The organism is Massilia timonae CCUG 45783 (assembly GCF_000315425.1).
Classification (GTDB): Bacteria; Pseudomonadota; Gammaproteobacteria; order Burkholderiales; family Burkholderiaceae_D; genus Telluria; species Telluria timonae.
Map to the genome: position 1 here is coordinate 2,000,433 of NZ_JH992922.1, position 15,257 is coordinate 2,015,689.

General features: G+C 68.1%; 11 protein-coding genes. 5 read left to right on the forward strand and 6 right to left on the reverse strand.

Annotated elements, in window-relative coordinates; genetic code table 11:
• The first annotated feature begins 60 nt into the window (after window positions 1-60).
• From HMPREF9710_RS08490 to HMPREF9710_RS08510, 5 genes are all read left to right on the forward strand, one after another.
• A complete protein-coding gene (locus HMPREF9710_RS08490; protein ID WP_005665572.1) occupies window positions 61-750 on the forward strand; it encodes a response regulator transcription factor in 690 nt (229 codons plus the stop codon).
• Entirely contained in the window at window positions 737-1,978 is a 1,242-nt protein-coding gene (locus HMPREF9710_RS08495; protein ID WP_005665573.1) for a sensor histidine kinase, read from the forward strand. The genes HMPREF9710_RS08490 and HMPREF9710_RS08495 overlap by 14 nt, the downstream gene beginning before the upstream one ends.
• An 88-nt stretch (window positions 1,979-2,066) precedes the next feature.
• Window positions 2,067-3,704, forward strand: coding sequence for a phosphoethanolamine transferase (locus HMPREF9710_RS08500; protein ID WP_005665574.1), 1,638 nt, complete (start codon window positions 2,067-2,069; stop codon window positions 3,702-3,704).
• A gap of 1 nt (window position 3,705) precedes the next feature.
• Window positions 3,706-4,461, forward strand: a complete 756-nt coding sequence (locus HMPREF9710_RS08505) for a phosphatase PAP2 family protein (protein ID WP_005665576.1) — start codon at window positions 3,706-3,708, stop codon at window positions 4,459-4,461.
• Window positions 4,439-4,831 carry a diacylglycerol kinase gene (locus HMPREF9710_RS08510; RefSeq protein WP_005665577.1) on the forward strand — a complete coding sequence of 131 codons (393 nt, stop codon included), beginning with the start codon at window positions 4,439-4,441 and terminating at the stop codon, window positions 4,829-4,831. The genes HMPREF9710_RS08505 and HMPREF9710_RS08510 overlap by 23 nt, the downstream gene beginning before the upstream one ends.
• Here HMPREF9710_RS08510 and HMPREF9710_RS08515 read toward each other — a convergent pair.
• The 6 genes from HMPREF9710_RS08515 to HMPREF9710_RS08540 all read right to left on the reverse strand — a co-directional run bounded on the left by HMPREF9710_RS08515 (window position 4,828) and on the right by HMPREF9710_RS08540 (window position 15,209).
• Entirely contained in the window at window positions 4,828-7,953 is a 3,126-nt protein-coding gene (locus tag HMPREF9710_RS08515; protein WP_005665579.1) for an efflux RND transporter permease subunit, read from the reverse strand. The two genes, HMPREF9710_RS08510 and HMPREF9710_RS08515, sit on opposite strands and share 4 nt — an antisense overlap.
• A gap of 10 nt (window positions 7,954-7,963) precedes the next feature.
• Window positions 7,964-9,130: an efflux RND transporter periplasmic adaptor subunit gene (locus HMPREF9710_RS08520; protein WP_005665582.1), complete on the reverse strand. Its 1,167-nt coding sequence runs from the start codon at window positions 9,128-9,130 to the stop codon at window positions 7,964-7,966.
• Window positions 9,131-9,491: 361 nt separating this feature from the next.
• Window positions 9,492-10,229, reverse strand: coding sequence for a 2OG-Fe dioxygenase family protein (locus HMPREF9710_RS08525; protein ID WP_005665584.1), 738 nt, complete (start codon window positions 10,227-10,229; stop codon window positions 9,492-9,494).
• A gap of 65 nt (window positions 10,230-10,294) precedes the next feature.
• Complete coding sequence (locus HMPREF9710_RS08530) at window positions 10,295-12,352, reverse strand: TonB-dependent receptor (protein ID WP_005665586.1); 2,058 nt, start codon at window positions 12,350-12,352, stop codon at window positions 10,295-10,297.
• Between the two features lie 20 nt (window positions 12,353-12,372).
• On the reverse strand, window positions 12,373-12,867 hold the full coding sequence (locus HMPREF9710_RS08535) for a DUF6702 family protein (protein ID WP_005665588.1): 495 nt from the start codon (window positions 12,865-12,867) through the stop codon (window positions 12,373-12,375).
• Entirely contained in the window at window positions 12,864-15,209 is a 2,346-nt protein-coding gene (locus tag HMPREF9710_RS08540) for a M1 family metallopeptidase (protein WP_005665589.1), read from the reverse strand. Before HMPREF9710_RS08540 ends, HMPREF9710_RS08535 begins: the two co-directional genes overlap by 4 nt.
• Between the last annotated feature and the right edge of the window lie 48 nt (window positions 15,210-15,257).

Consider the following 15,257-nt stretch of genomic DNA (forward strand, 5'->3'; position numbering starts at 1 on the left):
CGCGCAAGGCGGGTGGCCGGCAGCGCCGGCGCATCCGCCATTTCCACTTACAATATCCGCATGCGCATCCTCATCGTCGAAGACAATCCCGACATCCTGGCCAACCTGTACGGCTTCCTCGAGCCGAAGGGCTACACGGTCGATTCCGCCCGCAACGGCTATGGCGGGCTCGCGCTGGCATCCGAAAACAGCTATGACGTCATCGTCCTCGACGTCATGCTGCCGGGCCTGAACGGCCTCGAACTGTGCCAGAAACTGCGCACCGAGTTGCGCACGCAGACGCCGGTCCTGATGCTGACCGCGCGCGACAGCCTGCCCGACAAGGTGGCCGGTTTCGACAGCGGCGCCGACGACTACCTGGTCAAGCCGTTTTCGCTGGTCGAACTCGACGTTCGCCTGAAGGCGCTGACCCGGCGCGCGGGCGGGCAGCATGCGTTCAGTCCCGCCTTGCGCTTCGGCGGCCTGGTGTTCGATCCCGACCAGCAGGATGCCTCGCGCAACGGCACCAGGGTGGTGCTCACCAAGACCGGCTACATCCTGCTGCGCTGCCTGATGGCGGCGGCGCCGCGCATCGTGCCGCGCGAAGCGCTCGAGCAGGCCGTCTGGGGCGACGACCGCCCCGAGAGCGACGCCTTGCGCACCCATATCCACGCCTTGCGCCAGGCCATCGACAAGCCGTTCGACGTCTCCCTGATCCATACCGTGCCGGGTGTGGGCTACCGGCTCGCCTTGCCCGATGCGCAAGGTTGATTCGCTGAGCCGACCCATCGTCGGCGCCTTCATCCTGTTCGGCGTCGTGCTGTCGGTATTCTTTGCCGTGCTGGCGGCGCTGGTGGTCGAGGGCATCGAGGTGCACCTGGTCGACGAGCGCCTGGCCGAGGTCGAGAAATGGGCCCGTCCGCGCGCCGCGGCGGGACTGCCGGCCGATCTTCCCGCCGGCCTGCGCTTTCATCGCGGCGCGGACATACCGGGCTCGCTGCGCGGCTTGCCGGCCGGCGTGTCCGAGGCCGAGATCGACGGCATCGGCCTGCACGTGCTGTCCGGCGCGGACGAGCTCGGCCCCTACGTCGTGGTCGACCACGAAAGCGACTACGAGCAGATCGAGCTGCTCGTGTATTCGATGTTCGCCACCTTCTTCGCCGGCTTCGTCATCCTTGCGCTGTTCCTGGGCCGCTTCGTCGGCAGGCGCATCGTCACGCCGATCCGCGAACTCGCGGACGCCGTCGGGCATGGCGACTTCTCGTCGCCGCATACCGAGCGTGTCGACGAGCTGGGCGTGCTGGCGCGGGCGCTGGATGCGCACACCACCGAGCTGCGCGAATTCCTCGACCGCGAACGCTTCTTCACGGGCGACGTGAGCCACGAGCTGCGCACGCCGCTCACGGTCATCATGGGCGCCGCGGAGATCCTGATCGAAGGCGCGCAAGGCCCGGCGGTGCGCGCGCCCGCCCAGCGCATCTACCGCGCCGCCCAGGAAGCGACCGAGTGCGTGACGGTCCTGCTGCTGCTGGCGCGCGCGCCCGAGCTGGGCGCGTTCGCGCCGGTGTCGGTGAGCGAGATCGCGCGCCGCGAGACCGAGCGCTACCAGTCCATGGTGGCGGACAAGCCGGTGACCTTGCGCTGTGTCGGCAGCGCCGACGTGAGCGTGCGCGCGCCGGCCGAGCTGTGCGCGTCGGCGATCGCCAACCTGGTGCGCAATGCCTGCCAGTACACCGAACAGGGCGAGGTGACGGTCGTGATCGAGCCCGGACGCGTCACGGTGGAAGATACCGGACGCGGCCTGCCGGATGCGGTGCGGCTGACGCTGGGCGAAGGCGCGATGGCGATCCCCTCCAGCGGTTCGGCCGGGACCGGACTCGGCCTGTCGCTGGTCCGGCGCATCTGCGAATACCTGGGCGCCTCGCTCGTCTACGCGAATCGCCAGGGTGGCGGCAGCCGCTTCAGCATCGTCTTTGCGGCCGAGTTCACGCAATCCTGACGTCGGCTTGACGGCCGCCTGACCCCGGCTTTTCTATCCTTCAGGCAATGCAGCCCGTGCGCTGCCTTGCCCCCGAAGGATGGAGAGGATGGAAAAGCTGTTCGCAAGAAGAATCGATGCGCCGGTGCTCGTGCTGGCCGTGGCGCTGTTGCTGGCCAGCGTCGGCAATATCAAGTTCTGGGCGGTCCTGAGCAGCGCCGCGGGCGGCTTCTCGCTGGACAGCCTGCCGCTGCTGGCCGGCTCGTTCCTGATCGTGGTGCTGTTCTTCAACGCCTGCCTGACGCTGGCCAGCTTCCGCCCCGTCGCCAAGCCCTTGCTGATCGCGCTGGTGCTGGCCGCATCGGCCGCCAGCTATTTCATCGCGACTTACGGCATCGTCATCGACAAGGCCATGATCCAGAACGTGTTCGAGACCGACACGCGCGAGGCCACGGAGCTGGTCAGCTGGCAGATGGCGGCCAGGATCGGCCTCCTGGGCGGGCTGCCCGCGTGGGCGATCTGGCGCGCCAGGATCGCGTTCCCGCGCGGCGCGCGCGGGTTGCTCGAACGCGCCGGCATCGCCGGCGGCTCGCTGATGCTGGCGCTGGTGCTGCTGGCGCTGCTGTACAAGAGCCTGGCGCCGGCGCTGCATGAACATCGCGAACTGCGCTTCCTGCTCACGCCGACCAACTTCATCCAGGCGACGCACGGCTACCTGCGCGCGCGCTGGGCGGCCCCCATCGTGGTCGCGCCGCTCGGACGCGACGCCGTCAAGGGCGCCGCGTGGAAGGGCGCGCAGCGCCGCACGCTGACCGTGATCGTGGTTGGCGAAACGGCGCGCGCGGCGAATTTCTCGCTCAACGGCTATGCGCGCGACACCAATCCGCTGCTGGCGCGCCAGGGCGGCCTGCTCAACTTCTCGCGCGTGCGTTCCTGCGGCACCGCCACCGCCGTCTCGGTGCCCTGCGTGTTTTCGGCCTTCGGCCGCGAGGACTACAGCCAGTCGAAGGCCGAGCGCCAGGAAGGCTTGCTCGACGTGCTCGCGCATGCCGGCTTCGACGTCGTCTGGCGCGACAATAACTCCGGCTGCAAGGGCGTGTGCGACCGCGTGCGCTACGAGGACCTGGCGCGGCCGAAGCCGGGCAGCCCTTGCGCGGACGCCGAATGCCACGACGAAGTCCTGCTCGACGGCTGGCCCGAACTGCTGCGCCGCGGCGGCAGGGACATGGTGGTGGTGCTGCACCAGAAGGGCAGTCATGGTCCGGCCTATGCCAGCCGCTATCCGCGCGCCTTCGGCCGCTTCGGTCCGGTATGCACCAGCAACCAGTTCGAGACCTGTTCGCGCGAATCGATCCGCGCCGCCTACGACAACACCATCCTGTACACCGACTACTTCCTGAGCACGACCATCGACCGCCTGCGCGCGCTGGCCCAGGACGAGGACGTCGACACCGCGATGCTGTACTTCTCGGACCATGGCGAATCGCTGGGCGAGAACAACGTCTACCTGCACGGCACGCCCTATCTGTTCGCGCCGCGCGAGCAGACCGAGGTGCCGATGATGCTGTGGATGTCGGACGGCTTCAGCGAGCGCTTCCGCATCGACCGGCGCTGCCTGGGCCAGCGCCGCGACCAGCCGCTGTCGCACGACAACGTGTTCCACTCGGTGCTGGGCATGCTCGACGTGAACACGGCGGTGCTCAATCCGCGGCTCGACATCTTCCATGCCTGCGTGCGGGGCGTGTGAGATGGGCGCCGCCACTTCTGCCGCGCTGCTGCCGGCGCGGGCCATCCGGCGCATGGCGGCGGCGCTGGCCGCCGCCGCGCCGGTCATCTTCTGGATCGGCCGCTGCACCGACCTCGACCTGGCGCTGGCCGATGCGGTGTTCGATGCCGCCAGCGGCGTCTTCCCCTGGCGCCATGCCTGGCTGGCCGAGACCTTCGGCCACGTGATCCTGAAATGGCTGCTGATGCTGCTCGCGCTGGGCTTCATCGGGCGCGCGCTGGCCGACCTGGCCTGGCCGCGCGCCGCCATGAGCGGGCAGGCGCGCCTGCGGCTGCGCATCGTCGCGCTGTCGGCGCTGCTGGTGCCCCTGGCGATCAGCGTGCTGAAGCAATTCAGCACCTCGCATTGTCCGTGGGATTTGCTGCGCTATGGCGGCGACCAGCCCTATGTGCGCCTGTTCGAGGCCTTGCCGGCCGGCGCCGTCGCCGGACAGTGCCTGCCGGCCGGGCATGCCTCGAGCGCCTTGTGGCTGGTGTCGCTGGCGGTGTACTGGCTGCCGGCGCGCCCGCGGATGGCGGGCGCGGTGGCCGTCCTCGCGCTCGCGTTCGGCGCGGCGGTCGGCTATCTGCAACAGCTGCGCGGCGCCCATTTCATGACCCACACCCTGTGGTCGATCTGGATCGCCTGCGCCATCGTCCTGTTCCTGGTCGCCGCCCCGCGGGCGCGGCCATCCAACCCCTTACCGGAAACCGTCCATGTCGCAACAGCAGATCAGTGAATTCAAGAGCAGGCAGGGCCTGGGACGGATACTGTCCGCATCCCGCTATTCGGCCGAAGGCCTGAAGTTCGCATGGCGCTCGGAACATGCGTTTCGCCAGGAACTGATGGTGGCCCTGCCTGCCATGCTGGCGGCCGCATTGCTGCCGCTGCCGGCCCTCGAGCGGCTGGCGCTGGTCGCGGTGCTGGTCGTGGTGCTGGTCGTCGAGCTGCTCAATTCCGCCATCGAAGCGGTGGTCGACCGCATTTCACTCGAGCGCCATCCTCTGTCCAAGAGCGCCAAGGACCTGGGCAGCGCGGCCGTCGCGCTGGCCGTCATGCTCGCTGCCCTGACCTGGGGCGTGCTCGTGCTGCCGCTGCTGTTCGGCTAGCCGGGCGTGTGCTCCTCGGCCTTCGCGGGCCGCGGCGCCGGCTGGCGCCGCAGCCTGCGCCCGTGGCGCTTGAGCCAGTGCTCCAGGTCGTCGATATAGGTGTAGACCGCCGGCACCACCAGCAGGCTCAATAAGGTCGAGGTGATCAGGCCGCCGATCACCGCCACCGCCATCGGCGAGCGGAAGCTCGGGTCGCCCGAGAAGCCCAGGGCCAGGGGCAGCATGCCGGCGCCCATGGCGATGGTGGTCATCACGATCGGGCGGCTGCGCTTGTGGCAGGCGTCGACCAGGGCCTCGAAGCGCTCCATGCCGGCTTCGCGCGCCAGGATCGCGTAGTCGACCAGCAGGATCGAGTTCTTGGTCACGATCCCCATCAGCATGATCAGGCCGATCATGGTCGGCATCGACAGCGCATTGCTGGTCAACAGCAGGGCGACGAATGCGCCGCCGATCGACAGCGGCAGCGCCGCCAGGATCGTCACCGGCTGCATGAAGTCCGAGAACAGCAGCACCAGCACGCCATAGATGCACAGCACGCCGATCAGCATCGCCACCCCGAAGCTGTTGAACAGCGCCTGCATCTCTTGCGCGTCGCCCAGCTCGGCGATCGTCACCGACGACGGCAGCGACTGGAACACCGGCAGCGCGCGCGCCTCGGCATTGACTTCGCCCAGCGCGCGGCCCGACAGCTCGACGTCGAGCGTCACGTTGCGGCTGCGGTTCAGGCGGTCGATCTGGGCCGGGCCGCTTTCCATGGTGATGTCGGCGACGGTGGACAGCAGCACCGGGCCGTTCGCGCCGGGCACCGTCAGGCGCCCAATGGCGTCGAGGTCGGCGCGCACCGCGTCCGGCAGCTTGACCCGGATCGGCACCTGGCGCTCGTCCAGGTTCATCTTGGCCAGCGACTGCTCGTAGTCGCCGGCGGTGGCCACGCGCACCGTCTCGCCGATCGACGCCGCCGTCACGCCCAGGTCGGCCGCGCGAGCGAAGTCGGGCCGCACGATGATCTCGGGGCGCACCAGCGAGGCGCTGGAACTGACGTTGCCGATGCCGCGCAGGGTGCGCAGCTCGCGCTCGGCCTGGCGTGCGGCGGCGGTGAGCGCCTGCGCGTCGTCGCTGCGCAGCACCAGCTGCATCTTGGTGCCGGCGTCCGGTATGCCGACCGTGAAGCGGGCGCCGGGGATGTCCACCAGCGTTTGCCGGATGTGGTTCTCGATCACGCCCAGCTTCACGTCGCGCTCGCTGCGATGCACGGTGGTGATGGTCAGCACCGCGCGCCGCGCCTCGGCCGCCGCGCCGGGCGAGAAGGCGTCGCCGCTGGAGCCGCCGCCGATCGAGCTGAACACGCTCTGCACACCGGCCACCTTCATGACTTGCTGGCGCACCTGCTCGGCCACCGCATGGGTCTGGGCCAGGGTGGCGCCCGGCGGCAGCTCGACGTTGACCTGGCTCTGCGAGCGGTCGGCCGGCGGCATGAAGCCGGTCGGCAGCAGCGGCACCAGGGCCAGCGAGCCGACGAAGAACAGGGCCGCGCCGAGCATGGTCAGGCCGCGCCGGCGCAGGCACCACCGCATGACGGCGAGATAGCGGCGCATCAGCGGGCCGTCCTGCGGCTCGTGGCCCGGCTTGCCGGCGTTCTTCGGCGCCTTGAGCAGGTAGGCGCACATCATCGGCGTGAGCAGCCGCGCCACCAGCAGCGACGCCAGGATGGCCAGCACCGCGGTCCAGCCGAACTGCTTGAAGAATTTGCCGGGGATGCCGCCCATGAAGGCGGTCGGCAGGAACACGGCGACCAGGGCGAAGGTGGTGGCGATCACCGCCATTCCGATCTCGTCGGCCGCTTCCAGCGCCGCCTGCATCGGCGTCTTGCCCATGTGGAGGTGGCGCGAGATGTTCTCGATCTCGACGATCGCATCGTCGACCAGCACGCCGACCACCAGCGCCAGCGACAGCAGCGTCACCATGTTCAGGGTGTAGCCGAACAGGTACTGGCCCAGGAAGGCCGGGATCACCGACAGCGGCAGGGCGGCGGCGGCGATCAGGGTCGCGCGCCAGTCGCGCAGGAACCACCACACCACCAGCACCGCCAGCAGCGCGCCTTCGTACAGCATGTGCATCGAGGCGTCGAAGTTTTCTTCGACCGAGTAGGAGTTGTCGATCACTTCCTTGATGACCAGCTTGGGATTTTCCTTGCCCAGCTGTTCCATGGCGGCGCGCGCCCCGGTGGCGACGTCGATCTCGCCGGCGCCGCGGGTGCGGAACACCTCGAAGGCGACCACCTTGCGGCCGTCCTGTTCGGCCAGCGCGCGCTGCTCCTCGACCGTGTCGGTCACGTTCGCCACCTGGTCCAGGCGCACGTGGCGGCCGTCCGGCAGCGGGATGTCCATCGCCGCCAGCTGCTGCGCGGTCTGCACGGTGGCCAGGGTGCGCACCGACTGCTCGACGCCGGCCACGTCGCCGCGCCCGCCCGGCGCCTCGCGCTGCACATTGCGCAGCTGGCGCGACACATCCAGCGCCGACACGCGTAGCGCCGCCATGCGTTGATCGTCGAGTTCGACCCGCACTTCGCGCGTCACGCCGCCCACGCGTTTTACCGCGCCCAGGCCGGGCACGCTCAGCAGGCGCTTGGAGACGTCGTTGTCGACGAACCAGCTCAGGTCCTGGTCGTCCAGGCCCGAGCCTTGGCTTGCTGCGACGGTGAAGGTCGAGACCACGCGGCCGGCGGTGGCGGTCTTGGTCACCGTCGGGTCGCGCATCTCGGCCGGCATGTCGGCGCGCACGCGCGAGACCGCGTCGCGCACGTCGTTGACGGCATCGGCCGGATCGCGTTCGAGGATGAACTCGACCGTGATGGTGGCCACGCCGTCCAGCACGCGGGTATAGATGTTCTTGATGCCTTGCAGGGTGGCGATCGAGTCTTCCATCTTGCGCGCGACTTCGGTCTCGAGCTGGGCCGGGGCGGCGCCGTCGAGGGTCGCGGTGACGGTCACGATCGGCAGCTCGATGTCCGGGAAGTCCTGCACCTTGCTGGCATTGAAGGCCAGCAGCCCCGCCACGGTGAGCAGGGCGAACAGCATGATCGCCGGGATCGGATTGCGGATCGAGAGGGCGGAGAAATTCATCGCGTCGTCCTCAGCGCGCGGCCGTGGCGCGGGTGGCCCCCGGCGCCGGCGGCGCCCGGAGCGCCGTACCGGCGATATTGCGCACCAGGTCGCCGTCGTTGAGGAAGCCGGCGCCCTGGACCACGATCGCCATGTCGGGGGTCAAGCCGCTGACCACCTCGACCCGCTCGCCCAGCCGGCGTCCCAGGTTCACCTTCACCTGGCTCACGCGGCTGTCGGCATTCAATCGGAACACGTAGCTGAAGCCGTCGCGCACGGCGACCGCCTGCTGCGGCACCGTCAGCGCGTTCGACGCGCCCAGCTCGAAGCGGCCGCTGGCGAACATGCCGGCCTTGAGCGGCATGTCGCTGGACAGGGACGGCGGCAGGTCGACGTAGACCAGGGCGATGCGGGTCTGGGGATCGACCGACGGCGCCACGGTGCGCACCTTGCCGGCGATCTCGGCCCCGCTGGCGGCGCGCACGACGGCGCGGCTGCCGGGCTTGATGCGGCCCAGGTCTTGCGCCACGACTTCGGCGCGCCATTCGAGGCGGCCCTGGCGGATCATGCGGAACAGTTCGGTGCCGACGCCCACCACGGCGCCGACGGTGGCGCTGCGCGCCGAGATCACGCCGCCGTCGGGGGCGACCACCTGCGTATACTTCAGGCGCAACTGCTGCTGGGTGAGGGTGGCCTGGGCCGATTTCACGCGCGCCGCGGCGGTCATTTCGCCGGTGACGTACTGGGTGACCTGCTGTGCGCTCAGCGCGCCGGAGCTTTCCAGCGCGCGGGCGCGGTCGGCGTTCGCCTTCGCTTCCTTCTGGTTGGCCTGGGCTTCGAGCAGCGCGGCGCGCGCGCCTTCGATCTCGGCGCGCACCGTCTCGTCGGCGAACACCGCCAGCACCTGCCCCTTCTTGACCACGTCGCCGACGTTCACCCGCACCTCGGCCAGGCGCAGGCCGTTCGATTCGCTGCCGATCACCGCCTCCTGCCAGGCGGCGATGCTGCCGTTGGCGGTGAGGTTGATCGGCAGGCTGGTGGTGGCGGGACGGGCCGTGGTGACGCTCAGGGCGGGGCGCGGCGGCGCTTTTGCATCCTCCGCTGTGGCGCGGTTGGCCGTGGCGAATGCGATAGTGGCGCACAGGGCGGCGGCGCCCAGGGCAATGACGAGCGTACGCGGAGCGCGAGTGTTTATCATGGTCTCTATGTCTTTTGGCTATAGCAAAGAAGTGTAGCAAAAGCGATACGGCAGGCAGGTGCGCACGCGCCGTGCCATGGCCGGTGCGCCTGCGTAGGCGGAGCGGTTCGTTGGCCCGAAAGGCGGCCGAAAAGGAGGGAGTATCGGGGAAAAGGAAATGGCGCACTGCCGCAAACGCCCAGGCCGCCGGCCCCGTTTAGAGGGCTTCCTCTATTGAAACAACTACAGTACTTCTACCGTATTGCACTGCACAATAAAAAAGACTATATTGGAACCGTCTCCTCCAGTTTTCTCCGAAAATTGGATTCCCGCCCGCCAACCACCAGGTTCGCGGGCGTTTTTTTTTGCTTATGGAAGAGATTCAGGCGTCTTCGCCTTGGAAGGCGTTGGCGCGCCAGGTCAGCACCAGCGTGTCGCGGTAGCCGTGTTCTCCCAGCGGCTGGATCGGCGTCGATTCGTGGATCACGGCGGCGTCGTCGAGCAGCAGCAGGGTCCAGGGCTCGAGCATCGTGAAGCGCTGGCCGGCCGGGCCATGGGCGTCGAACACGCGCGTTTCGCCGCCCTTGATGTCCTTGCGATTGATGAGGATCACGGCCACGAAGTTGACGCCGTCGCGATGCGCGCCTTCGGGCGTGGGGCGGCCGATGCCGTCGGCGGTGTCGATCCGGAACTGGTGCGCTTCGACGAACCAGCGCTGCTGGCCCGCGACCGTTGAACAGACCGCGCCCAGCGCGCGCAGCAGCCTGTCCCAGGCCGGATTGGCGACGGTGGCCGCTTCCATCGGCGCGAACAGGCGGTGCATGCCGCCGTGCAGCGCGTTGTACTCGACCGGTTGCCAGTGCGCGCGGTGCGGCGTCTGCGTCAACTGGCCGGCGTCGTCGATGAAGCAGGAATGGCGCCGGCGCCGGTAGCGGCCGCCGTCCTTGAGGTATTCGTCGAGCTCGAGCCGGTCCCAGCTCGGCACGAGCGAGTCCAGCTCGCCGATGCCGCAGCCGGCCAGCGCGGCGACGTCGGCAGGACGCAGGACGGCGTAACCGGTGCTGCGCAGGGCGTCCGTCAGCTGCGACGGCGCGAGATAGGGGAGTTGCGGTGTAGTCATCCCGCTAGCGTAGCACTTTTCGTCTTTACGAGTGACAGCCCCCGTCGAATGACAGATGTGCTGGATCACCACTGTTTGACGAGGGTCAGGCGCAGCGAGCGCGGCTCGATCGGGTGGAAGTGCACGTCGGCCACCGGCGCGGCCTCGCCCTGCAACTGCGACTCGTAGAAGTAGTCGATGGCCGAGGCGCGCCGGTTGGTGAGATTGAAGCCTTCCAGCTCCAGGCGCAGGTCGTTCGCCAGCCGGTAGCCGATGCGGCCATTGAGCGTCAGGCTCGAACTCGAGCGCACGCTGTCGTCCTCGATCAGCGGACGCGGGCCGAACCAGCGCAGGCGCAGGGAACCCGACCACGGGCCGCTCGGGTCGACCGTCACGCCCAGCTGGGCGACGCCTTCGATGGCGCCAGGTATCCGGCGGCCGGCGTCCCGGTCGCCGTCGGGATTGTCGCCTCGCGAGCGGGCGCGCGCCCAGGCCGCGTCGAGGTCGATCGACAGCCACTTGAGCGGGCAGTAGTAGTTCGAGAACTCGATGCCGTAGCGGCGGCTCGGATCGCCCGCCTCGGTATTGCCGGCGTCGCCGATATAGGTCAGCTCGGAATCGAAGTCGAGCCGGTACACGGCCAGCGACGTCTGCATTTTCGGAATCGCCTCGGTGCGCATGCCGAACTCGAACCCGCGCGAACGCACCAGGCCGGGCGTCGGGTCCACCGCCTCCAGGGTCTTCGGGTCGACGGTCGCCACCGTGCCGCGCGCGTCGTTGCTGTGGAAGCCATGGCCGTAGTTGGCGTACAGCTCGGTCGCGGCCCATGGGCCATAGACGATGTTCAGGGTCGGCGTGACCAGCGTGTCGTGCGCCTTGCCGGCGTTCTCGAGGCGGTCGCCGTCCACGCGGAAGCGGTAGTTGCTGGCCCGGACGCCCGCCACCGTGCGCAGCGCGTCGCTCCAGCGCGTCGCGTTTTCGATGAAGACGGCGCCGCTGGTCTCGACGATATGGTCTTCGCGCGTGGTCGCGATGCGCTGGCGCCGGCGCGTGTCGTACAGGCCGTTGAAGATATTGTCGTTCTGGAGCTGCGCGCCCACTGTCAGGTCGGACGACAGCTCCTCGGTGCGGTGCATGTGCCAGGTGTGGGTGGCGTCGATGCCGGTGGTGACGCGGCGGTCCGGCTGGGCGAACTGGTCGCCGTTCACCGGGTCGTTCAGGAAATAGGTGAAGTTCGAGAACAGCGCGAGCTGGTTGCGGATCGCGTAGGCGCTCACCTTGCTGGCCGAATCGGCGTCGGTCCGGCGCCAGACGCCCGACAGGCTGAAGCGCCGCGCCTCGCCGCCGTCGCTGTCGTCGACCAGGTCGTATCGCCCGATGCGGCCATCCTGCACCGCGCGCAGCGGGATCTGGTCGGTGGAGTTCCAATCGCCGCGATAGCCCATCGCGGTGACGCTCCAGCCGTTATTGGCGTAGCCCTGGCTGAACCGCAGCACGGCATTGAACTTGCGGTAGTCGTCCGGCCGCGTCCACGGGCCGTCGTTATGCATCGTTTCCAGCGCGTACAGCAGGCTGCCGCCCGCCACCTCGGGCGATCCGGCGATCATGGCGCGCCGGTAGCCGTCCTGGCCGACGGTGGCCGAGGCGACGTCCTTCACCAGCCGGTTGGCATAGGTGAGCGAGGCCACGCCGGCCGACGAGAAGTCGCCTTCGCGCGCCGAGTACGGGCCCTTGCGGTAGTCGAGGCGGCCGACCAGCTCCGGGATCAGGAAGTTCAGGTCGGTCCAGCCCTGGCCGTGGGCGTGGCTGCGCTGGTTGACCGGCATGCCGTCGACCCAGGTCGCGAGGTCGGTGCCGTGGTCGAGGTTGAAGCCGCGCAGGTAGAACTGGTTGGCCTTGCCTTCGCCGCTGTGCTGGCTGGCGATCAGTCCGGGCGTGACCTCGAGCAGCTCGCCCGGGCGATAGGCGATGCGGCCGGCCAGGTCCTTCGCGCCGGCACTGCCGGCGCCGGCCGAATCGGCGATCCCGAGCTGGGAGGCGCGGGCGCCTTCGACCAGCACGCGCTGGAGCTGGAATTCGTCGGCATGGACGGCGGACGTGGCGGACAGCGCGGCCAGCGCGCAGGCGATAGGACGAAGAATCATGGCGTTCGGGAAGGTGTTTTTTACTGCGCCGGCTGCTCGAGCGCCTGGCGGGTGAAGGTGAGGGAACGGACTGCGCCGCCCGCGCCCAGGTTGACGGTGTTGACCTGCTCGGGCAGGAAGTCGATCAGCACGCCCTGGCGGATCGTGGCCGCGCGGGTCAGCGGCGTGTTGTCGAGTTCCTGGTAGATGACGACGCTGTTGGCGTCGACCGTCATGCCGATCCATTTGGCCGGCAGGCGCTTGCCATCCGGGCCGGCGAGCCAGAAGTGGCGCTCGACGTACTGGCGCAGCACGTCCTGGTCTTCCGGGTCGGAGAGGTCGAACTGGCGCTGGTACAGGTTCAGCAGCAGGGCGTCGATGTCGTGCGCCGTATAGGTGTGGACGATCTCGGTGCTCCTGGTGCGCTCGTTGTACGAGATGTCGGTCATGCCGAAGTGGAAGCGGTGCGCGCTCGCCGCTGTGCTGACGCACAGCAGCAGGGCGAGGCACAGCGTCTTGAAACCGCGCACTGTCATTGCGCGCCCTTCAATGGCGTCTTCATGTCGCGCATCAGGTTGTTCGGGTCACGCTCGGTCTTGAACAGCTCCAGGCGCGACGGCGCGGTCTTGCGCGGCCAGCTGTTGTTGCTGGTGTCGATGTCGGCGGTTTCCCAGAACGGATCCTGGGTCAGGCCCACGATCGGTTCGTCGGTGACGAACAGCTTGGTGATTTGCTTCGGCGAATAGCGCCATACTTCGGCCGGAATGCGCTCGATGATCTTCTTGCCGCTCTTGAGTTCGATCTCGACGATCAGCGGCATCACCAGGCCGCCCTTGTTGGCAAAGTCGACCAGGGTCAGGTGCTTGCCTTCCTTGAGGAGCGCCTTTTCCCAGTCCTCCAGGCCGGCCATGGTTTCCTGGTATTTGTTGCGGTCCTTGTTGGTGACCGTGAACTCGTCGTGCTCGTTGTAGAAGTCCTTCAGCTCGGGATGGGCGTCGATGCGGCGCGCCATCCCCTTGTTGCGCTGGTCCATGACCGACACCGGTTCGCCGTTGGCGCGCTCGCGGCGCAATGCCTTCTCGACCTCGGGATCCTGGCTGCTGACGGTGTACTCGGTGATGCCGTCGACGCTGATGTCGACCGCGTCGGTGGTGTAGAACCAGCCGCGCCAGAACCAGTCGAGGTCCGTGCCGGACGCGTCTTCCATGGTGCGGAAGAAGTCGGCCGGGGTCGGGCGCTTGAACTTCCAGCGTTCGGCGTATTCCCTGAAGGCGAAGTCGAACAGTTCGCGGCCGAGGATGGTCTCGCGCAGGATATTGAAGGCCGTGGCCGGCTTGGCGTAGGCGTTGTTGCCGCGCTGGAGCGTCGACTCGGCATTGGTCATGATCGGCGCCTGGTTGGTGCTGCGCATGTACGAGACGATGTCGCGCGCCTCGCCGCGGCGCGACGGGTAGTTTTCTTCCCAGGCCTGCTCGGCCAGGAACTGCAGGAAGCTGTTCATGCCCTCGTCCATCCAGGTCCACTGGCGCTCGTCCGAATTGACGATCATCGGGAAGTAATTGTGGCCGACCTCGTGGATGATCACGCTGATCAGGCCATACTTGGCGGCCTTCGAATACGTCATTTCGCCGGTCTTGGCGTCCTTCACCGGACGGCGCCCGTTAAACGACAGCATCGGGTATTCCATGCCGCCCACCGGGCCGTTGACCGAGATCGCGACCGGATACGGGTAGTCGAACGAATACTTGTTGTACTGTTCGATGGTGTGGATCACGGCCGGCGTCGAATATTTTTCCCACAGCGGATTGGCCTCGGCCGGGTAGTAGGACATCGCCATCACGTCCTGCTTGCCGCTCTTGATGCCTTGCGCGTCCCAGATGAACTTGCGGCTGGTGGCGAAGGCGAAGTCGCGCACGTTCTGCGCCTTGAAGCGCCAGGTCCTGGTGCCGGTGGCGCGGCCTTTTTCGTTCGCCTGGGCTTCCGGCTGGGTGATGATCATGACCGGCTTGTTCGCCGTGCGCGCCTGCTTGAGCCGCTCGCGCTGGACCGCGGTGAGCACGTCGCCCGGGTTCTGCAGTTCGCCGGTGGACGCCACCACGTGGTCGGCGGGGGCCGTGATCTGCACGTCGTAGTCGCCGAATTCGAGGGTGAACTCGCCGTCGCCCAGGTATTGCGCGTTCTGCCAGCCGGCCGCGTCGTAGTAGGCCGCCATGCGCGGGAACCACTGCGCGATTTCGAAGATGTCGTTGCCGTCGTCGAAGCGCTCGAAGCCCATGCGGCGGCCCAGCACGTTCATCTCGGGGATGTTGAAGCTCCAGGCCACGTCGAACGAGGTGCGCGCGCCGGGCTTCAAAGGCTGCGGCAGGTCGATCCGCATCATGGTCTTGTTGATCGTGTGACGCAGCGGCTTGCCGTCGCTGCCGGTCACGCTGGCGATGTGGATGCCGCCGTCGAACTTGCGCGCCTCGAGCGTGAAGCGCAGGGCGTCGAACTTGACGCCATCGTTGCCGCGCGGCTGCCAGGCGTCGCGCGACGGCAAGGTGGAAATATTGCGGTTATCCGAATCGTTGCGGAACATGTTCTGGTCCAGCTGCACCCACAGGTAGGACAGGGTATCCGGCGAATTGTTATGGTACGTCACGGTGCCCGAGCCGCTCAATGAACGCTTGTTCTCGTCGAGCGTCACGCGCAGCCGGTAGTCGGCGCGCTGCTGCCAGTACTTGTGGCCGGGCGCGCCGGCCGCGTTGCGGGTCTCGCCCGGCGTCGGCAGCAGTTCCTCCAGCTGGCGGAACTTGTCGTCGAAGACGGGGCCGGCGGCGCTGGCGGAGGCGGAAAGAACGAGGGCGGCGATGGTCGCCTGCAGGTGCTTGAGATTCATGTGGTGACAACAGAAAGTAAAACACCGGCAGGCGCCGGCGTAGGGTGG